The organism is Novipirellula artificiosorum, assembly GCF_007860135.1.
Lineage (GTDB): Bacteria > Planctomycetota > Planctomycetia > Pirellulales > Pirellulaceae > Novipirellula_A > Novipirellula_A artificiosorum.
The window spans coordinates 408931-430224 of sequence record NZ_SJPV01000008.1 but is presented as its reverse complement, the minus strand read 5'-3'; the positions used below and the strand labels follow the sequence as shown (position 1 = coordinate 430224).

General features: G+C 55.7%; 15 protein-coding genes and 1 tRNA gene. 10 read left to right on the top strand and 6 right to left on the bottom strand.

What is annotated here, in order from left to right; genetic code table 11:
- Positions 1-28 precede the first annotated feature (28 nt).
- The 3 genes from Poly41_RS34245 to Poly41_RS22030 form a co-directional block, all read right to left on the bottom strand.
- Positions 29-1315, bottom strand: a complete 1287-nt coding sequence (locus Poly41_RS34245) for an ABC transporter ATP-binding protein (RefSeq protein WP_197231515.1) — start codon at positions 1313-1315, stop codon at positions 29-31.
- 28 nt (positions 1316-1343) lie between these two features.
- Positions 1344-2243, bottom strand: coding sequence for an ABC transporter permease (locus Poly41_RS22035; protein ID WP_146528912.1), 900 nt, complete (start codon positions 2241-2243; stop codon positions 1344-1346).
- Between the two features lie 57 nt (positions 2244-2300).
- Positions 2301-2373, bottom strand: a tRNA-Phe gene (locus tag Poly41_RS22030).
- 117 nt (positions 2374-2490) lie between these two features.
- On the opposite strand from Poly41_RS22030, the gene Poly41_RS22025 reads away from it, so the two are divergent.
- The 8 genes from Poly41_RS22025 (at position 2491) to Poly41_RS21990 (ending at position 15850) form a co-directional block, all read left to right on the top strand.
- Positions 2491-4272, top strand: a complete 1782-nt coding sequence (locus Poly41_RS22025; protein ID WP_231615843.1) for a prenyltransferase/squalene oxidase repeat-containing protein — start codon at positions 2491-2493, stop codon at positions 4270-4272.
- A gap of 99 nt (positions 4273-4371) precedes the next feature.
- Positions 4372-5310, top strand: coding sequence for a hypothetical protein (locus Poly41_RS22020; RefSeq protein WP_146528908.1), 939 nt, complete (start codon positions 4372-4374; stop codon positions 5308-5310).
- A 349-nt stretch (positions 5311-5659) separates the two neighbouring features.
- The gene (locus Poly41_RS22015) at positions 5660-6379 is read left to right on the top strand and encodes a MotA/TolQ/ExbB proton channel family protein (RefSeq protein WP_146528905.1); all 720 of its coding nucleotides are present in this window, start codon (positions 5660-5662) and stop codon (positions 6377-6379) included.
- Positions 6380-6392: 13 nt separating this feature from the next.
- On the top strand, positions 6393-6899 hold the full coding sequence (locus tag Poly41_RS22010) for an ExbD/TolR family protein (RefSeq protein ID WP_146528903.1): 507 nt from the start codon (positions 6393-6395) through the stop codon (positions 6897-6899).
- 3 nt (positions 6900-6902) lie between these two features.
- Complete coding sequence (locus tag Poly41_RS22005) at positions 6903-7628, top strand: biopolymer transporter ExbD (protein WP_197231514.1); 726 nt, start codon at positions 6903-6905, stop codon at positions 7626-7628.
- Between the two features lie 65 nt (positions 7629-7693).
- Positions 7694-11038, top strand: a complete 3345-nt coding sequence (locus tag Poly41_RS22000) for an outer membrane protein assembly factor BamB family protein (protein ID WP_146528901.1) — start codon at positions 7694-7696, stop codon at positions 11036-11038.
- A gap of 19 nt (positions 11039-11057) precedes the next feature.
- Positions 11058-13421 carry an ABC transporter substrate-binding protein gene (locus Poly41_RS21995; RefSeq protein ID WP_231615842.1) on the top strand — a complete coding sequence of 788 codons (2364 nt, stop codon included), beginning with the start codon at positions 11058-11060 and terminating at the stop codon, positions 13419-13421.
- Positions 13418-15850 carry a hypothetical protein gene (locus tag Poly41_RS21990; RefSeq protein ID WP_146528899.1) on the top strand — a complete coding sequence of 811 codons (2433 nt, stop codon included), beginning with the start codon at positions 13418-13420 and terminating at the stop codon, positions 15848-15850. The genes Poly41_RS21995 and Poly41_RS21990 overlap by 4 nt, the downstream gene beginning before the upstream one ends.
- Here the strand turns inward: Poly41_RS21990 and Poly41_RS21985 are convergent.
- The 3 genes from Poly41_RS21985 to mutL all read right to left on the bottom strand — a co-directional run bounded on the left by Poly41_RS21985 (position 15847) and on the right by mutL (position 19437).
- The gene (locus tag Poly41_RS21985; protein ID WP_146528897.1) at positions 15847-16233 is read right to left on the bottom strand and encodes a cold shock domain-containing protein; all 387 of its coding nucleotides are present in this window, start codon (positions 16231-16233) and stop codon (positions 15847-15849) included. The genes Poly41_RS21990 and Poly41_RS21985 overlap by 4 nt on opposite strands.
- Positions 16234-16496: 263 nt before the next feature.
- A complete protein-coding gene (locus Poly41_RS21980; protein ID WP_146528895.1) occupies positions 16497-17189 on the bottom strand; it encodes a YqgE/AlgH family protein in 693 nt (230 codons plus the stop codon).
- Positions 17190-17424: 235 nt separating this feature from the next.
- Complete coding sequence (gene mutL, locus Poly41_RS21975) at positions 17425-19437, bottom strand: DNA mismatch repair endonuclease MutL (protein WP_146528893.1); 2013 nt, start codon at positions 19435-19437, stop codon at positions 17425-17427.
- Between the two features lie 384 nt (positions 19438-19821).
- On the opposite strand from mutL, the gene Poly41_RS21970 reads away from it, so the two are divergent.
- Complete coding sequence (locus tag Poly41_RS21970; RefSeq protein ID WP_146528892.1) at positions 19822-20217, top strand: heavy-metal-associated domain-containing protein; 396 nt, start codon at positions 19822-19824, stop codon at positions 20215-20217.
- Positions 20218-20228: 11 nt separating this feature from the next.
- On the top strand, positions 20229-21014 hold the full coding sequence (locus Poly41_RS21965) for a sirohydrochlorin chelatase (protein WP_146528890.1): 786 nt from the start codon (positions 20229-20231) through the stop codon (positions 21012-21014).
- Positions 21015-21294: the final 280 nt, after the last annotated feature.

Sequence of the window (21294 nt, the reverse complement as noted above, 5' to 3'; positions counted from 1 at the left end):
GTTGTTGGTTCACCGAGGTGTGTGACCATCAGTCTATCATCCATCGAATGGGAATGGCGACCAGCCCCGGGCGGTGCGCCGCGTAGCTCAGCAGTGATTCGTTGCCCTCGGTCAAAGAGATTTCGAACGAACAGGCATCCGGTAGCGTATCAAGCCGTTCGCCCTGTGGCACGCCCAACCCCGCAGTCACCGAATAGTGGCCCGGCTTCAAGACTCTCGCAGGGATCTCGACGCAATAGATTGTCTCGCCGGCGGGTCGCAGATCGAGCAGGTTGGGGGATTCGTCCGTATCAAACGACAAAAACACCAACCCGCGTGGCGAGTGGATTTCGAAGAAAAGATGCGTGTGCTGAAGCGGACGCCGTAAGACCGTGCGAAGCTGGAATCGCACCGGCGACTCAAACCCAATGCAATCCGGCCGGTTTGTCTCGTCACTCTGTAGTCGAACCTCGGCAATGTACGCATCCGTGTCGGGCGTTTTTCGCGGGATGCGATCCGGCCGTCGCTGAATGCTCGAAAGGTAGTGGGTGATGGTTTGATCGGTCGCGCCATGGCAAACAATCGCCCCCGCATCGAGTTGCACTGCCGAGGTACAAAGCGATTGAACCGCGTTGAGGTTGTGGCTGACGAACAGAATCGTGCGAGACGATTCATTGGACAACTCGTTCATCTTCTTCAAGCAACGAGCCTGAAAACTCGCATCCCCAACCGCCAAAACCTCATCGACAATCAGCGTATCACAGGGCAGATGGGCGGCGACCGCAAAACCAAGCCGTACCATCATCCCGCTGCTGTAGCGTTTTACGGGTGTGTCGAGATACTTCTCACAGCCACTGAAATCAACGATCTGGTCAAGTTGCCTGGCAATTTCCCGACGACTCATCCCGAGAATCGCGCCATTGACAAAAACGTTCTCGCGGCCGGTCAGTTCGGGATGAAATCCCGTCCCCACCTCCAACAAACTCGCGATCCGCCCCCTCGCTTTGATGGTGCCGGTCGTGGGAGAGGTGATCCGAGAAAGCATTTTTAACAACGTGCTCTTGCCCGCACCGTTGTGGCCGATAATTCCAAGAATCTCGCCTTGAGCCACGTCAAGGTTGACGTCACGAAGCGCCCAAACATACTGGTCCGTTTGCTTCGGCCCAGCTGTTTGCTTCGGCCCAGTCGCATCTTCGCTCCCGACCTGAGCAAACGGATCGGGCTTCCCACGCAGGCGAGCCCAGGCTCGGTGCAAATCGTGCGAAAGTGTTCCGGTCCCAATCTCACCGAGCCGGTACTGCTTCGAGATGTTCTCAAATTGAATGGCAAGCGACATGCAACTGCGTCGGGAAAGGAGATCCGTCTTAGACCGTGTCCATGACACGGCGCTCAACATGATTGAAAACCACCGTGGCAAACAGCAGTGCCACGGCGGAAAATAACGCGGAATAGCCTAGTCGACCCAAGTCGTGCTCGCCGGCACCGAGCAACCCATAACGTGCCGTTTCAAAAAGGGGGGCCAAAGGGTTCCACCGCAAAACCGCAGCAACCTGCGGCGGCATTTCCGAGGAGGGGTAAATGACGGGCGTCGCATACATGAGTAGCTGGATACCGAACTGCAGCAGGAACACCAAATCACGGTACTTGGTCGTCATGGCTGAAAAAAGCATGCCCATCGCCAAGCCCAAGGTTGCCATGATCAGGACGAGAACCGGTAACCAAAGCGCCGTTGCGTTCGGCGCAACCTGGCCCGCCAGGAGATACCAAGCCAGGAAAGCCAAAAGCAGTGCGAACTGGATGGCAAACCGCACCAGATTCGAGAGCACGATCGATAGGGGAGCGATCAGACGGGGAAAATAGACCTTCGAAAAAATGTGGGCGTTGTCTTTGAAAACGGTCGCCGTCTTACTGAAACACTCGGCAAAATAGTTCCAGAAGGTGATCCCGCACAGGTAGAACAGCACTTGCGGAATCCCGTCAGTCGACAAACCTGCGATCTTGCCAAACACCAACACGTAAACAAGCGTGGTGAACAGCGGCTGAATGAAAAACCAAAGCGGGCCAAGAATCGTTTGTTTGTAGAACGCAACGATGTCGCGTCGGGTGAACAGGTACAACAAATCGCGGTAGCGCCAAACTTCCCCAAGCCGTAAGGACAACAGCGACGAATCGGGGCGAATGACAAGATCCCAATCACCCGAATCCGCCGTAGGCCGGTGGCCCACTACAGAAGGATCAGGCGATTCGTTGTCAAGAGAGGCCATATAGCGGTGCGAGGAGGGAGCAAAACTCCGTGGCGACGGGCCATAGGCAGAAGGTAGTGGTCAGACGCGGGCTCGAACCGCGGACACCGGCCTTTTCAGGGCCGTGCTCTACCAACTGAGCTATCTGACCAAACGGGAACCGAAATCAATTTCGTTTCCCCTATCGCAAAGGTTACTATCTTCCATCCTATTCGTGCAAGGGTATGATGAAGTTCGACGAAAAAAGAAAAAAGGAGTCCACGTCGCCTTGAAACGTGCCGTCGTTCTCGTCCTCGAACAAGACCCTTCTGCCATGTTCAAAGTTCGCTGGGGCTTTGCCCGCCGGGCCATTTGCGGCGACGACCGCAGGACCGCCCCCAACGTCCGATTCCTGCTCTGCGCTGCATTGGCCGCCGCGTGCTGCGTCTTCACGACGCCTCAGGTGGATGCGGAATTCGACAATCCCGACGTCCAAAGACTGGTCGATCGCGGTATCAAGCACATCGAGGACAACTACCAACAAAGTACGCGGTACGGGTTTGCGGGAGTTCAGGCCGGGGGGTATGGCGAGCATGCGTTGATCGGCTACGCCCACATGAAAGTCAAACACAATCCCAATCACCCCGTCGTCCAGCAGGGGATTGCTTCCGCAAAAACGCTGCTCACCAAATTAGGCGAAGAAGACCCCGGCGGAGATATCAGCAAGACCGTCTACACCGTCAGCGTTGCTGCGATGCTGTTTGCCGAAGTCGACAAAAACCAATATCGCAGCGAATTGGAAAAGATCGCCAATTTCCTGAAACGCATCCAATACCCGAGCGGCGGCTATGGCTATTATCACGAAAAAACCGGCGACGTCTCCCAAACACAGTATGCGATGCTGGCCCTGTGGACGATGGATCATTCCGGCGTCCGGATCGACTACGACACCGTGCCACGAACGCTGGCGTGGTTGATGCGGGTCCAGGATGTGGAGGGGGGATGGCCTTACCAAGGCGAAGAACCCCGAGTCCCCGGAACCCGGATTCGTCAACAAGGGGTTACGGCATCGATGGCGGTCGCAGGCGGGAGTGCACTGCTAATTGGCGCCGATATTTTGCGGGTCTGGGGTGATGCCTTGTCAGGGAATGACCCCAAAATCCCCGGGCTCCCCAAAGCGGTGAAACTTTACATCCCGGATGACGAACTCGGAAACCGAAATGTTCGCCGACCGTCCGTCTCGGGAGCCCCGCTGTTGTCGGCGATTGAGAATTGCCAATCCTACCTCAGCTCAAACTCGCCCGACCCGGGCAAGCTGAGATCCCAGTGGCCCTACTACCAACTCTACTCGCTCGAACGATACGAGAGTTTTCGCGAGGTTGCGTTGGGAAAAAAGCCGGATCCAAGCCCCCCTTGGTTCTTGTCGGGCGTGGAGTACTTGAAATCGACCGAGCGGCCCGACGGGGGTTGGACTTCCTATGTGACGAGTTCGGTGGAAACGTCCTTTGCCGTCCTGTTCCTGATTCGAAGCACGCAAAAAGCCATCGCGCTGAGCAGCAGCGGATCCTTGGCTGGCAGCCGAGATTTGCCAAAAGACACGACTCAAATCACCGTCGATGGGACCCAGATCAAGGGTAAACCGGTCGCGGCGGAGGTCAATTCGATGTTGGCGTTGCTGGAATCCGATGGGGCGGACCAGATCGAAGGCAAATCGATTCCCGAAAACCTAAAATTGGCAACCGATCCGAAACAGCGAGCGGCCCAAATCGACCGAATGGAACGCTTGGTCCGCGGCAGCCAATCGTGGCAGGCACGCCGGGTTGCGGCCCGGTTGCTCGGCCAAAGTGACGATCCACGCGTGGTTCCGACGCTGATTTTCGCACTCACCGATCCCGATCCGATGGTGCCACGGTATGCTCGCGACGGACTGCGGTTCATCTCACGACGGTTCGAAGGATTCGGGATGCCGGATGAGGCGACCCCAGCCGACGTGACCGAGGCCCAACGTCAGTGGCGAGCTTGGTACCGCCGAATGGACCCCGGATACGTGTTCCTGGATTACGATTTGTAGTCTTCACGCAGGGTTCGCGTTGACGAACCTTGACGGACTGCAAGGCCGGCTCACGCCCGGTCCACCAACCCATTCCCTTCTAAAAAACACAGGCCAACGATGTCTTCCGGCGTCCAAACCGACGAGCAGCCAACCGAATCGATCGATCAGCGTCGGACCGAACGTTTGCTGGAGCGTGAAAAGCTGCGCACCAGTCGCTTTGACGCGGTGACGAGTTTGTTCATGGCGTTGATCTTGTTCATCGGCACCTTTGTGTTGATGATGTTTTTGATCTGGGTCTTCAGCCGGTTGGAGTTCCCGCCCAAGCCGATCAAGCCGATCATTGAAAACCCCGCGGGTCGTGGTGAAAATGCCGAAGGCTTCGAGCGGGACTTTGAGCCGCCGGGTGCCGAAGAGGTGGAAGAACTGCTTGAACCAACGCTACAAGACACGATCCAGGCGGTCACCGATGCGATCAGCAACATCGCCGCCTCGCTCGACACCATGAACACCAGCTTGTCGGGGGACACGCTGGGGTCGGGGCGTGGCGACAGCCGCCCGCCGGGACCGATGGGGGAAGGGGCGGACATCGTGCCGCGAGGCGAACGGTGGCGATTGAATTTCAATGCCACCAGTTTGGCGAACTATGCCGGCCAGCTTGATTTCTACAAGATTGAACTCGGTGCCATTGGCGGTTCCATCCAAGGGGTCGATGTCGCAGGCAACCTAGCGGGATCCCCGCAAAAACGTCGAATTGTAGACACCGAGAACGAAAAGCGGCTGTATTTCATGTGGACCACGCCCAGCCCCTTGATGCAGTACGACCGCCAGCTGCTTCAAAAAGCCGCAATCCCCCTGCCAAACCGGCAAATGTTAAAGTTCATCCCCGAACAGCTTGAAAACCAGCTTGCCCAAATCGAGATCGAGTATGCGACCGCAAAGGGACACCCATCGATCACCGAAGTTGCAAAGACGATCTTCGAAAGTAAGGCGGATGGCAACGGATTCAAGTTCGAAGTGATTGACCAGCGTTACCGAAAATCGAGGAAGGTCCGATAGTCAAAACGTTGGTCGGCTTGTTCGCGATGGGTGATCAGCCGCTCAGCGACAAAATCGTTGTGGGCAAGACTTTCGACGGATCACCGAAGTAGGCTGCCACCTCCCATCAAGCTCGAACAAATCGTCGGACTCTTACAAATCCACCTTGGATTGGTTTTTCAACAAGAATTGTTGCGTTGTCCTCGCCCCAAAAAAGCTTCCATTCGTTAGGATATGGCTGGAATTCACGTCCTTGCTGGGTAATTCTTGTTAGAACGGCCCCGCCTGTTCGTGGCAGGGCCGCGTTGGCTTGCCGTGTTTTCGTCTCTCGTTTCCCCTTATCTTTCGCACTCGAAAGAAGAGATTCTCGATGCTCTTTGCCGCTTTAACTGTTTTTGACGTCATTTCCTTCGCCACCTACGGCGCACTTGCGGGCGTGGCCCTGTGGGGACTGTATTGCATCGTGGTGGTCTGGACCCGCGTGAGCCAGAAACGATTTAAGAATGAAGACGAACAAGATGTCTTTATGGATGACGTGGAGCAGATGGTGACGGCAGGTGATTTTGAAGGGGTCGCGGAATACTGTGACGGGGATGCCCGTGCGATCCCTCAAATCGTCGAAATGGCGATGCACCACCGTGATCTCGGCTACAAACGAGCCCGACAATTCGTGATGGACCGCTTCCAACGCGACGTGATGAGCGACTTGGAGTATCGGCTGAGCTGGGTCAGCACCGTGATCAAGTCCGCTCCGATGATTGGGCTGTTCGGGACCGTATTCGGGATGATGGGAGCATTCAATACCTTGGCGTCGTCGGCGAACGTGAACCCCTCCGACTTGGCCGGTAACATCAACATCGCGCTGCGAACGACAGCGTGTGGGTTGGCGATTGCCGTCCCGCTGATGATTTTGACCGCCAACGTCAACATTCGTATCGCCAAGATGGAAGATCTGGTCGGATCGGGGCTGGGCCGCTTCATGACCGTTTTCCGCGAAGCCTTGTCGCGAAACCCGAACCAAGCAAATGCACCGGTAGCGGCGGCATCCACCGACCCCACCGCATCCTCGGCGATGCAATCACCCAAGTAGGGGCCGAAATACCATGAGCAGTGCACCACTGACCGATCCTTCGCTGATCGACCAAGACGACAACGAGGAAGAGGACTTTCATCTGCCACGCGCCAAGCGTGATGAAGAAGAGATGGACATCACGCCGATGATCGACATCGTCTTTTTGCTTTTGATTTTCTTTGTCGTTGCCTCCAGAATGGACCCGACACAAATTGGAACGATCCCCGAAGCCGAACATGGTTTAGCCGTTTCCGCAAAGGATTCGGCTGTGATTTTTATCGAACCGGGCGGTGCCGACGAAGTGATCGTCAAGCGATTGGATGGTTCCCAGTTCAGTCGTGATGAAGCGACGCAAGCATCGGAAATTGTCGATTACGTCACGAATGAACTTGAAAAGTCGGAGGGCCGCAATAAGAACCACGTGATGATTCTTGGGGACAAAGATGTTCAAGTGGGGCAAGTGACACGTATCCAAAAGGTCATCGGCGATGCGTTCGAGGACATCGAACAAACCTACATCGCGGTGAAGGAGGATTAGACGATGGCAATTCAAGTTGAATGTCTCCAGTGCGGCAGTGTTCACAATGTGAATGATCGTTTGGCCGGACGTCGCGTCCGGTGTCCGCACTGTGACACCGCCGTGCACGTGCCCGAAGCCGATCAGGCGGTGCTGGCGGCGATCCCCTCAGAAACGGAGGACTTTGACGAAATCGTTGATGCCATCGAAGAGGAACCGGTCTCCGCGGTGCCGGTGGAATCGGTTTCGATTCCTGTCTTCGCAACGGGCTCGACGCCCGTCTTGGCGGACGACGAAGACAGCGACCAAGTTCCTCGCCGCAAGCCACGGGAAACCGAAGACCTCGACATGACCCCGATGGTCGATGTGACATTCCTGTTGCTGATCTTCTTTATGGTGACCGCCAGTTTTAGCTTGCAGAAATCCATTGAGATGCCTCGGCAACAAACGGACCAGGCCAGCGTGACGCCGAAAGAAGATATCGACGATCCGCTCGATTCGGTGGAAGTCCAAGTCGATGAACGAGGATCCTTCTTGGTCTTGGCGGTCGATTGGGAACGCGAAACGCCAGGCAAACAGAATTTAACACTCGCACTTCGCGAAGCGATGACGGCCGTCAACGAGGGCATGACGCTCAATATCAAGGTTCATGAATTGGCAAAACTACGATACCTTGTCGACGCCATGGATGCGGGCACGATCGCAGGATTCACGGAACTGAAAGTGATGCAGGTCGAGGAGTTTGATTAACCCAACGCTTGACGTGCTTCTCTCTATCGCAAATTCATTCTCATCCACTGAAACTACTTTAGAACATGCTTGCAAACGAATTGATCGATCGGCTCGAACGCCGCGGACTGCTCGATCAGGAAATCATCGAAGCGCTGCGTGAACAGCTTGAGCAGGGGACGCGTGTGACGCCTGAGGCGGTCGCAAAGTTGTTGGTCGACAACGGCCAACTGACACGTTATCAAGCGACCAAGTTGATTGGCGAAATCCGTAGCGGTGAATACGAGGAGGAGGAGGAATCCGAAGAGGCCGCAGCTGGCTTTGACGACTTGGGAATCGTCCCCGAGGACGATGAGGAAGAAGTGGTCGAAGCCGTTGCCGAAGCTGAACCGGTCGCGGAAGTTTACGCCGAACCGGTTGCCCAGCCGGTTGCCGCCGAATCAATCCCCGCAGCCGACGTACCACCCCCGTCACGGCCTGTGCGTCAAAAGCACAAACCGATGCAGCATAAATCGGTTTGGGACTCGTTCAAGATCTATGGCTATGCCGGGATCATTATCGCACTGCTGCTTTCGTTCGTTGGCTTGTATTTCATGCTGACTCGGCAAAGCGCGGACGAGTACATCAGCGAAGCCAACGGTTTGTACGATGCCCAGAATTTCGTTCCCGCTCAAGAACGTTACCTTGGGTTCATCGATACCTTTGGTGACGGGAACCAGTACTCGTCACTTGCTCGGACGCGATTGGTGATGATCGAATTGTATCGTGCCGAAACCATGTCCGATCCGACGCGTGCCCTTGATCTGGCAAAGGAGAAGCTGCCACCGATCGAGCAGGAACCGGGCTTGAACCAAGAACGCGGCAACTTGGCTGCACTGCTGGTCGACATTGCCGAGAACATTGCGGACGCAGCGGCCAAGGCCAAGGACACCAGCGAGAAAGAACGGTTGCTTGGCCGGCTGGAAGATCAAATGGCGTTGATGGATAACGCAAACTACATGACCGGGTCGATGAAGACAACGTTGTCCGGAAAAATCCAAGCCGTCACCGAAGAACGCGACCGCGTCCGCCGTGACATCAATCGCAACATTCGGCTGGACGAATCGGTTGCAGCCATGCAGAAGATGCTTGATGAAAAAAAGACCGAGGAAGCCTACGACATTCGCTTCGGTTTGCTGCGTGAGTTCCCTGAATTGTACAACAACGATCGGTTGATGGTATTGATTCAAAAGGCGAGCGAGATTCAACAAGCCCTGGTCAAGCCTGCGACCGATCTTCCCGAACTCGTGGATGAGTCGGAGCCCGAAAGCACCAATCGCTCGATCGTGTTGACGACCGTCGAAGGAGAGGAAGCCGCCGATTTGGACGGTGAAATCTTGTACCTTGATGCGGGCGGATCGATGTTGGCGTTCGATGGGGAAACGGGACGTTTGCTATGGCGCAAATTTGTCGGCTATGGCCAAGATCATTTGCCCGTGCGACTCGATGATGGGTCGGGGGTCCTGCTGAGCGAGTCGAAGAAGCTCGAAGTTCAACGCTGCGACGGCCAAGATGGCGTGATTCGCTGGCGTTCGAAAATTGGGGAGCCGTTCAGTGAGCCGATTGCCGAACGCGACGACATTTTCGTTTCGAGCGTTTCGGGGCGGTTGGCGGCGCTCGATAGCGATTCGGGCGAAGCTCAATGGGCAACGCTGATCCCCCAACCCCTCGACACGGGGCCGGGGGTCGATCCGCGAGTCAATCGTGCTTACCTTCCCGGCAACCACAGCAATCTGTACGTGCTCAACAGTCGTGATGGTTCTTGCCTGGAAAGTTATTACATCGGCCACGCGGAGGGCACCATTTCGGTGCCACCGGTTCCCTTGTACGAACATCTCTTCGTGTTTGAGAACGCGGGATCCGATTACGCCCGGATCCATATTTTGCGGACCAACAAAACTGGCGACGAACTTAAACCCGCGCAAGCCACGATTCGAGTGACCGGTAACGTCAAGATCCGACCGATTGTGCAAGGAAGTCGGGTGATTGTGTTAACGGACCGTGGGCAAGTCATGGTGCTCGAAGTCGAACCCGGGGCCGAACGCGAACAGGTTCGTGTGGTCGCCGAACAGGTTGCCTCGTACGACGAGCCGACGTCGACTCAGATGGCGGTTGGCAAGAGTCAAATGTGGGTCACGGGAACACGAATTGGTCGTTACGAGCTTCAAATCAATACCGGTCGTGTGGTTCAAGATTGGTTTAAGTACCCAGCGGACAATTTCATTGGCCAACCCTTCGCCAGCAATGACACCTTGGTTCACGCGCGAGTGCTACGTGGTACCTCGGCCATCCGAGTGACTGCTGCCGACGCGAAATCGGGCCAAGAGATTTGGCGAACGGACGTGGGAGTGCCAATCGCCATGATCACGCCCGTGCCCAATGGGGGTGGTTTCTACGCAATCACGACCCAAGCGACGTTGTTTGAGCTCGATCGAGAATCGTTGGCAACGGGTTCAACGCAACAAGGCCCGATCGAAAACCCGGGTGGGACTGGGATTGCGATGCGTTTTGAAAAACCCATCCGGATTGACGATTCACGGGTCTTGATGCTCAACCAAACGGGTTCAGGCGAAGCGATCGTATTGGATCCGTCGCGAAAACGCGAAAAGCTCCGACGTTTGCAGTTAGGTTTTGGATCGGGAAAGCCGAACACGGTGAAGAATGCGAACGCGGCGATTGTCGCAGGGGGCGGGTTGTTTGTTCCGCTCAACACGGGGCGAGCCGTTTTGATGGATTGGCAAACCGGAGCGATGAAGGGCAGCCCATTTCAACCGGCTGCCGCCCCCGAAGGCATCGTGCAATGGAGCCAACCGGTGGCGTTGCCGGGTGACCCCAATCAAGTCGTCATCGCGGATAGCCGAAAGCTTCTTTATCGCATTCGCGTCGGTGATCAGGTTCGCCCGCTTGACGAGGTTAAAATCGACAACCCGTTCCTGGGTCCGGTCGCCGCAGTCGGCGATACGCTGGTTGCCACGGTCGCAGGACCATCAGCGGATTTCGTCGTCGGTCACAGCTTCGCGGACTTAAGTGAAACGTTCAAAATCTTGCTCGATGGACGTTCCGTCTGGGGGCCCGTTGCAGCGAACGATTACTGCGTGTTGGTGACCAACGATTCCGTTTTGCGAGCCTTCGGTGCCGATGGAAAACAACGGTTTGAATTGGAACTTCCAAAAGGAGAGCCAGTCGCGGCACCCATCCAAGTGGGTGACGTGATGCTGTTGGCTGGAAAGGAAGGTTGGCTGGTAGCCTTCGATCCTGCGACGGGCGAAATCAAGGGCAGGGCGGACATCGGGCAACCGATTTCGTCATCACCGCTGCAGGTGAACGATCGCTTACTCGTTCCAGGTGGCGAGGGGGTCGTTTACATCACCGATGTTCCATCTCAACCATAATCTTTCCCGGGGGAACATCGTGACTTTCCACTGCAACTTGACCAACCGCATCGCCAAACGACGTCGCCTACAAATGGCTTGGCTCGTCGCCACGCTTGCGATTGGGGTCGTACAGGCGTTGCCCGCATCGGCCCAAATCATCAACTATGCCGAATCCGGAGTTCCGGATCGCGTCGGCTTGGAACTGTTACAAGAAGATCCACACGACCTTATTTTCTTTACCGAAAAGGCGGGTGGAGGATGGGTCAAAGCCCGGTTGTTGGACTTGCCGCAGCGACGGATGCCGCGCAACCCAAAAGGATCGCTTCGCTTCGATATCGTGGGACTCGACACCAAGTCGTTCACCGCAAAATGGGAAGAGATCGAAAAGATTGATTTCTGGGAGGTACGACTCGAACGAGAAACGGACGACCTGATCGCCAAGGGGGATTTTCAAGGCGCCTTCCCTTTCTTGTCCGTTTTGATTCGCGATTACCCTGAAAGACCCGGACTACGAAAGCTTCGCTCCGAGTTCCTCTGGAAAGACGCCATCAAACGAGCGAAAGAAGGAGATTTTGAAGCAACGCTCGCAATGCTTGAAGAGCTACGACGCTATGCACCGGAGTATCAAAGCGACGCAGTGCTGCGTGCACTGAGTGGTGTGACCGACCGTTTGATGGCGAAGCTGGTCGAGCAGGATCGTTTGGAACTCGCTCAACAAATGCTGAGTCGTCTTGAAAAGGAATACCCAACGGACAAGTTGACATCGATCGGAAAATGGAGCCGTACGTTCCAGCAAATGGCGGAAGAAAAACGTGATGCAGCCATTCAAGCCAGGGACGCGAAGGATTACCGTCTAGCTCGAACGCTCGCTCGCGAGAGCATTGCGGTCAAACCGGATATTGTCGGTGGCCAAGCGTTGGTTCGAGAAATCGATCAGATCTATCCCTTGGTGCGAGTCGGCGTGCTGCAATCTGCCACCGTCCTCGACCCCACTCGAATCGACAATTGGGCTTCTCGACGAGCCGGCCGACTGGTTTATCGAACGCTGTTTGAAGTCCAAGGTGCCGGCCCCGAGGGAGGCGAATACGAGTTTATTTTTGGCGACACCGAAATGACGCCCGATCGACGGCAATTGGATCTGATGATTGAACCCGAAAAACTGGAAGATCCGCTCAATAGGATTGAAGGTTATTACTTAGCCGATGTATTGACAGAACGAGCCCAACGGCATTCGCCGGACTATTTCTCGGCGTGGGCAGCGGCGGTCGAAGCGATCGGCCTCGACGGCCCCAAACAAATTCAATGTCTGCTGCGACGATCTCACGTGCTGCCAACTTGCTTGTTGCAAATCCCAGTGGATGGCAGTTGGGTTGGCGGCAAACCGGGCGATCCGACCGGTGCGTATCGACGGGATGAGACCTCGGACGACCTCGTTCGCTACGTGCTTGCTCGCAAACCCAAAGACGATCAACAAATCAAAGAGATCGTTGAAATTCGCACCGCTTCGGCAAGTGATGGCGTGTCACTGTTGCTGCAAGGTGAATTGGATGTACTCGATCAATTGTTCCCAGCCGACGCGGTTCGGCTGCGAAAAAGTCGAGACATTCGTGTTCAAAATTATCCGCTCCCGACGGTCCACATGTTGGTCCCCTGTTCAGACCATCCTTACATCGCCGAGCCAACGTTTCGGCGGGCGCTGCTGTACGGAATCAACCGCCAGGACATTTTACAAGGCGAACTGCTCGAAGGCCTTGAATCGCCAGGTTGCCAGGTCGTCTCGGGACCGTTCCCGGCAGGCATCGAACCGGACGATCCGCTGGGTTACGCTTACGATCGCGAGATCCTTCCTCGTAATTATGAGCCGCGATTGGCGAAGTTGTTGATCACGGTGAACGAGAGCCAAATGAAGGGCAGCGCGGAGGTGAAAAAGGAAGAGCTACCAGCGATGACACCGCTGCGATTGGCCTTTCCGGCTGACAATCTTTCACGTGTGGCATGCGAAGCGATTTCAACTCAATGGCAATTGCTCGGTTTGGAAGTCGAATTGGTCGAGTTGCCGGTCGGTCGTACTTACCCCGACCCGGACACAGCCGATTTGGTCTATGTCTCTGCTGCCGTGTGGGAACCGATCATCGATGCACGCCGATTACTTGGCCCAAAAGGACTTGCCGGCAGCGAGGATCAATTGGTTGGTTTGGGGCTACGCCGGCTTGAGGAAGCCCGCAACTGGCGTGAGGTACGTGACCAACTGCTCATCCTGCACTTCATCGCAAACAATGAGCTGCCGATTTTGCCGCTTTGGCAAATGGTCGATTCGTACGCCTATCGCAGAAATCTTTTGGGGATCGGCCGCGATATCGTTTCGCTTTATCAAAACGCAGGGAAATGGCGCTGGCAATGATCAATCCATCGGTAGGGAAGAAAGACGTACGTGGCATCACGGGTTGCTTGCGCAGGGCGTTTTCGCTGGTTTGCGTGGTGGTACTGACTTCGTCGATCGCCCGCGCGGTGGACACCGCTGCAACACCATCGCAGGCTGACGCCGCAGCCCAAGCAGCTGACCTTGAAGCGTTGGAAGATGAACAGCCCTGGGATTTTTCTCCTTACCGTGTTCTTGTTTGGGTCGTCTCGGACAACCCCGACCTGGATACGACCGCGATCGAAGCCGATTTGCGTCGATTCCTTGATCGCGATTTTATGTCCATTTGGGAAATGGACATTGTTGATGCGCCACCGTCGGTCAAGACGGCGGCAGTTCGCAATCTTTCCACCATGCGTTTCGAAGAGATTTCGGCATCGGATCCGGTTGTCGCTGTCAAACGAGACCACCCCGATGCCGTGCGTTTGCGGATTGCTGCGAACGTCGGAGACTATTGCCAAAACGTTCTCGCCACGCGCGGAAGGATTGACGAGGTAGAGCGTCGAGCCGAAGAAATTGGCAATCCGACGATCGACGGAGTCAAGTCTCGATTGAAAGCGGTCGAGGGCGACACGATCACGGTGCGCGACCGCTGGTCCGATCCAGCGACGGAGGCGATTTTGGTGTCGCGAGGGATGGCGATGACGTTAGAAAATCCGGATGCCAAAATCATCCCGATCCCACAAAGTGGCTTGGTCATGGATGCCGTTGCGGCTTATGACAAGATCTTTGTGGTTCGAATTCAAACCCGAGACGTGCCCACCCAAATCAGTGCGATCGAGTTCGATACGTTGATGCGCCACTTCGGCACGGTCGCAACCCACACCTGCTTGCAACGCTCCGACATTCCTGCTGCCGTGGGGGATGCGTTGACCGATGCATTTGGTCCGATGGTCCGAATTGAAGACGCGGGAAGACGGAGTGCTCGCGGATTAATTCGAGCGGGCGGGTTGATTTTAGATCCGAATTCGCCGGCGATGATCCATCCCGGTGACGCCTTGGAACCGATGATTCGCAAGGACGACCGGAATGGAAATCCCATTCTGATTGGTCCCATCGATTGGGCCTATTTGTTGGTCAAGGAACCGAAGCAGGACTTGGAGCCCGAGCAGGAAGCCTCAGGTGTCGAGCAGGAGGACTCGGAGGTCGACGCGAAGAAGGAGCAGCAGGAGACCGAGGTCGTTCACAATCACTCGAAAGTCGAGATGGACTATTTCGCCGGTCGCCCGATCACGTTGCAAGGGCGGCGAAATCGGCGAACCTTCAAAACGGCGATTCGAGTCCGTCCGGTTGACGATGCAACCGTGGTTCGGCTGCATGCCCAAGGTGACGAGGGTTTTCCGCTGATCGGCTATGAAATCTACGACAAGGATCTCGAAACGGGCGTCTATTCCTTGATCGGTCGAACCGATTGGAACGGGCGTCTTGAAGTCGGCAGGTCCGACAAGCCGATGCGTTTGATGTATGTCAAGAACGGTGGCGCGATTTTGGCTCGGCTCCCGATCGTCCCTGGGCTAACGCCCCTCGAAGTGGCCGACCTTCGTGGGGATGACATGCGTCTTGAAGCCGAAGCGTACATCCATGGCGTTCGCAACGCGATCATTGACTTGATCGCAATTCGCGAATTGTTTGCCGCACGAATTCGATTAAGGCTTCGCAATGGGGAGATTGCCGAAGCTGAAAATCTGCTCAACGATCTTCGCGAACAACCAACGAGTGAGCGGTTGGCTGATGACATGGGGAAAAAGCAAACGGCGTTTTTGAAGGCATTGGGGTCGCGAAACGTGAGCCAACGTCGAAAGATCGACGAGATGTTTAGCGAGACTCGCGAGTTGTTGTCCAAGCACATCAACCCGGCGAAGTTACGAGATCTTGACGCCGATCTGATTGCCGCCCGAAAGAACGGCGGGCGTTTGCCGGAAAAAGCCGAGGACGATCAAGATGACGACAAGGTTGTTGACACGACAAAACCCACCGGAACCCGTTCAGCCGAAATGAGCCCGTCGGCCGACTTTGGGAATTTTACTTTCTCGGTTCCCAATGGTTGGAATGCTGTCTCAACCGATCGCAGCAAAACGGCAGCGATGCTGCTGCTCGGTGGAAAAGTATGGCAAAAATCCGATGCCATGATCAAAGTGGACGTCGGCAATCCCAGTGCTCCAAGCCCGAAGGAACTCGCAGAAGCCTTCGCCAAACAAAATGGGGGCACGGTCGACGGGAAAACCAAGAGCTTCGATGGCGTCGATGGCGTTTGCGTCACAACATCGAGCACGACCTTGGACAAGCCGAAAAGCTTAACGATCCTGTTCCGTGGCGGCAAAGCCTACCTGGTCATGGCCGCGGCGAAAGGCGACACAGACGTAGACGCCACCATGGAACAAATTCGCAAGACCTGGAAATGGAAAAACTAGCCTCGCCACGTTGGCCGTTTCTTGCGAGCGTTGGGGTGGTGCTTGATCACCAGATGGGGTGCGTCGCGACCTGAGAGTTTCTTTCCTTCCGGACGTCGACTCAGCCTCACCGACTTGGCACGTAAACGTTCTTCCTTTTCAAAATACTCATCATCGAGTTCGAACTCGACCCACATCGTTTCCTGTGGCGGCATCTCCTTCTCGGGAGTGCCTCTTGCCCATCCCAACCAGACGGTGCGGTGAAAGAAAACGTCGTCGCGAAAATCCTCGGCGTCGATGAACCCGAACTCGCCCTCCGGATTCATAAACCGAATCGTACCCAAACGGCGTTTCTGAATTCGATAAGGAATCTTCTTTTCGTCGTCATCGTCGTGTCGCCCCATTTCGCTCTTTTCTCCAAACGTCTCTCGACGGGCTGCTCGTGCTTTTTTTCAATCTCTAAACTGAAGCGAGGCGGTTTGATCGGAAAGGGGGACCCCCTTTCCGTGGACAAACCGAAAACCAAGTTGCGCGGAAGTGCTGGTGGACCGTCAGCATTCAATTTTAGGGTAGTGGATTTCGCCAGAAATCCGTAACTCAAATGTTCTTAGGGACTTCTGGCGAAGTCCACTACGTCCCAACTCGCAGTTTTAACCTTGACGTTCCACTAGTTCCACTCGGCATGGTGCCCTGGATCTTTGACACCGATCCAGCGTGCCAGTGAGTGTGAGGTCGCACGGCGGATCAACCGAGGCCACATTTGCTCGGAATTCTCAAAGACGATTTCCGCCGTTGCAGGAACCACGTGCCAAAGCCCGGCATCCATCTCCGCGCTCAATTGCTCAGGCTCCCATCCTAAATGCCCGACGATCAATCGGTAAGGCCCAGGCTGCTGTTTCACCAGGTCCTCGAGATGTTGCTTCTGAGCCGCCACGTAGATCCCCTGCCCCGTTTCCGCCTCAGCGTATTGGCTGAGTTGATGAATCGCGACGATGGGCCCCGACAGAGGCCCCCCAAAATGCACCATCCCCGACGGCGAATACTTCGCCCCCGCTGCAATCATCGATGAGGGGTCGGACGAATTCCGTTCCCCCAACCGAGGGTTCGGTGTCGCTTTGCTTCGTGCTTCCACCGCCGATCCACCTTCTTCGGTGGGATCCTTTTCATCCGTGGAATCCTCTTGCAGCTGGTTCAGCATCGCGATGAGCGCTTTGGGATTCGGTTGCATCGGTCGGTTCAACATGATGCCAATCACGGCGTCTTCGTCATCGTGAACCAGCAGACAGACACCACGAGACAGAATCGGGTCCGCCACCAAGGTGGAAGCAACCAGAAGATTTCCAGTCAGATTTTCCGTCATGAGTTCGCTCGGAGAGAGGTCAGGGGACTGCCAATTTGGCACTCCCAAAGGGGTTACTCGGAGACAGAGGGGCAACCGGCGCGCCAAACCGACGAAATTAGGCTCGAATCAAAAACATAGGAAGAAACCACCGGTAAAGACAGTTGGTTTGCCGGGCGGGTTCATTCTCGAACCAAAACTCCCGCCAAGATTTGATCCTCTGTCGGCTGAGGACGGTCGTGGCAGCAGTCGGCGATCATCGGGTCTCGTTTTTCGCGCGCCCCCGGGGGCCAAGCCTGCCAAACATCCGATCCAGTTCGTCACGGCTGAAGAACAGCGCCGTGGGTCGACCGTGGGGACAATGATGCGTGTCTTGGTACAGATCGCGTTGTTCCAACAGCGCCGTGATTTCCTCTCGCGTGAGCGGATCCCCTGCTTTGACCGCTGCTTTACAAGCGATCGTGCTGAGCAAATGATTGAGTAAATCCTGGGCGTCGGGCTGCTTGCCGGCCGACATCAACGATTCCAACACGGTGCGGAGCATATCGCCCGGTGACGTCTTCCCAAGCATCGCCGGATACGATTGAACGAGAATCGTCTCACCGCCGAAATCTTCGATCTCGATACCGATTCGAGCCAAGGTCTCCTTTGCATCCAAAGCGGCCGTCCGCTCCGCGGGGGTCAGCGAGACCGGCTCAGGAACCAACAATCTCTGCGATTCCAAGCTCTCGTCGCTACCGAGTACCTTGTCTTTGATCCGTTCGTAGAGCACACGTTCATGCAATGCGTGCTGGTCGATGACGACCATCCCCTTCTCATCTTGCGTGACCAAGTACCGATTGTGAACCTGAAATCCCAGGTAACACACGACGGGGCGCGGATCGCTTGTTGGATCGAGTTGGTGATTTCCCGACGCAGGCTGCGGATCAGAGGCTAAGGTCGCATCCACCGAACGGGTTGCTTCGGATGACAGCGGCGATTCGGTGGGAGGGCCCGCCGCAGGGCTGGAGAGGTCGTTGCCTCGGGTACCAGGATAAGGGCGGAATCCAGGTACCGTCAGCGAGGGGAACGGTGAAGGGGAAACGGTTGAAGTGGGCGATGGCATCGAAGAGGTCGATCCGGTTCTTGCCCAATGGATGACTTCTTGTCGCTGTTCGGATTCAGTCCGCTGAGGCAAACCCAACACACTCTCGCCCGCGGTCATGACCTGATCCGGTACCACTTCCGAAGCCGGAGGCGGTCCAACACGGTGCGTCATGTTGGTTTTCAGGAACTGGTATCGCAACGTTTGCAACAGCCGACCGTAGACTCGGCCGCCATCGGTGAATCGCACTTCCAATTTGCACGGATGCACGTTGACGTCGACCATCTCCGCTGGCATTTCCATTTGCAAGAAGCAAACCGGGTGACGACCGACCATCAATAACCCGCGATAGGCTTCGCCGAGTGCATGCTGTAGCGACCGGTCGCGAATATGGCGCCCATTGAGAAACAAATATTGCATCCGGTTGTTTCCGCGGCTGACCGATGGGTCGCAGGCGTAACCATTGATGCGAATTTGGCCATCATCGTTCTCGATCGGAATCAACGCCTCGGCGATCTCGCCACCAAAGAAGGCCTCGATTCGATCGGACCAGCGCGTGGTCGGCGGCAAATCGTAGACGTTCTTGTCGTTGGACGTCATCACAAAGTGAGTTTTCGGGTTGGCCAGGGCGATTCGCGTGAACGCTTCCATGATGTGCCCCCGTTCGGTTTGTGCGGTCTTCAAGAATCGATGGCGAACGGGGGTGTTGAAAAACAAATTGCGAATCTCCATCACCGTGCCGACGGGGCATCCGCAAGGCTGAGGGGATTCAACGATTCCGCCGCGAACATTGAGTTCCGAGCCACAATCGTCATCGACCGTGCGACTACGGATCGTTAACTGTGAGACACTTCCGATCGACGCCAATGCTTCTCCTCGAAATCCCAACGTGTCGACGTGGAAAAGCGATTGTTCGTCAGGCAATTTGCTGGTCGCATGCGAGGCCACGGCCAAAGGCAGTTGCTCGGCCGTCATCCCGCAACCATCGTCGCTGATCCGAATCAACTCGCTGCCACCGCCGTTGATGGTCACTTCGATCCGAAATGCTCCGGCGTCAACACTATTTTCCAGCAGTTCCTTGACCACCGACGCGGGACGTTCGATCACCTCGCCTGCGGCGATTTGGTTGACCAAGTTGGGAGGCAATTGGCGAATGGTCGGCAGCGGATTGGTAGTAGCAGTCATAACTAGAAATTTAACCGTTTACCTGCAAACAGCAACCGAGAAAAGTCGGCGAAAGGATCCGGAACCAGGACCAAATCCGATTCCATTGCGGAGGATTTGACGGCAAAAGAAACGGAAACGACATTGATACCTTGATACGGATGCTTGGCAGATCCTGCTCGTGGAGCCACGTTTTGATCCTCAACGCGGGACTTGACGCATTCCTAACCCCGACCCGATATTGGAAACGACGAAGTTTGGAAAAATGGGCGGCTTGAAGGTCCTGCCTTTGTATGGCACGATCGTGGCGCACCTGCTGTTCAGGTGTGCGTCATCATCGCCGACGATCCGAACGTCAAACTCAGCGCTTAGTACTTCCTTTCCCATAAAACAAGAGACAGAAACATGCGAGGTATCGCTTACTCCGTCGCGGCATTGGCCGCGGTCATCATCATCGTCGCGATCGCCAAAATGCCTGCCCAGGTCGGCAGCGAGGGCGCGGGGGCCAATCTGACCACCGACGCGGGCACCGTCTTGACCAGTGCCCGGGTCATGGACACCGAGGGCGAATTGACGCTTGAAGTTCCTGACATGCATTGTCCCTTTTCGTGTTACCCGCGAGTCAAGGAATTGCTCGAAGGCTCCGAAGCAGTCGAAGAGGTGGAATTGGCGGAACAGCAGGAAGAAGGCGTGATCGACAACCGTCAAGTGATCGTGCACTTTCATCCCGGTTTCAACGTCGACCAAGCGATTGCAAAGCTTGCAAAAGAAGGTTTTGCAAAATCCGACGTTGCAAACTAGCTAATTCTCGCTTGACCAAACGAAACGTTGGCGTCCTGCTCGTCGGTCATGGGACCCGTGATTCCATTGGGACCGAGCAATTCTTTCAGCTTGCCGAGCTACTAAAGCGGCAGTTGCCGTCGATTCCGGTCGAGCCATGCCTGTTGGAATTTCAATCGCCAAGCATTGCGGAGGGCTGGGATCGGCTTGGCCGCCAGCGTGTCACGGATGTGCGGGTTGCACCGCTGTTGTTGTTTGCTGCCGGGCATGCCAAGAGTGACATTCCCGGTTTGGTGCAACAATGCCAAGCGACGACGCCTGGGGTTTCGTTTTCGTTTGCGCGTCCGATCTCGCGACATCCCGCAATCATCGAATTGGTCTGCGACCGATTGCAACACAGCATCGATGCAATGGAACGGCCCGCGGAGCGGATGGCGTTGGTGATGGTCGGTCGCGGCAGCTATGACCCATGTGCTCAAGCCGACATGCGTGTGTTGAGTGAAATCGTCGCGAACCGGCTTGCTGTGACGAATCGAGCGACTGCTTTTTATGCGATGGCCGAACCACGATTGCCAAGGGTGCTGAAGCAAATCGCCACCTCCATCACGGCAAGACAATCCGGCGAGTCGATCTTGGTTCACCCTCATTTGCTGTTTGAGGGGCGGTTGTTTCATGCCATTGCACAACAGGTTGACGAAGTTCGCGATCAGTTTCCGGACGTTACGATCCATCTTTCCCAGTATCTCGGACCGGATCGACAAGTCGCCCAGGCGATCGCGGGCAGGTTGGAACTCAGCAAGCAAGACGAAACGCCATAAACCGATTGTTCAAAGACAACAAATCCTCCATTTTCTGGTCTTTCGCAAACTCTTTTCCTATCGAGACTTGCGGTTGCGCACTCAGACCAATCCCGGGTCAAATGTTTGGGGTCTGTTGCAGCACGATCCTATAATGAGGGAACAAGTTCGATCCCGCCCTCCTCTTTCGCCGACACGAGAACCCCTCCGCTGGCGTGGCCCTCATGGTCGTGAAGACTGTGATTCGCCAAATCGGCATGGACGTCTTGGGTTTGTGCAGGATCTCGACACACAGGTCTGT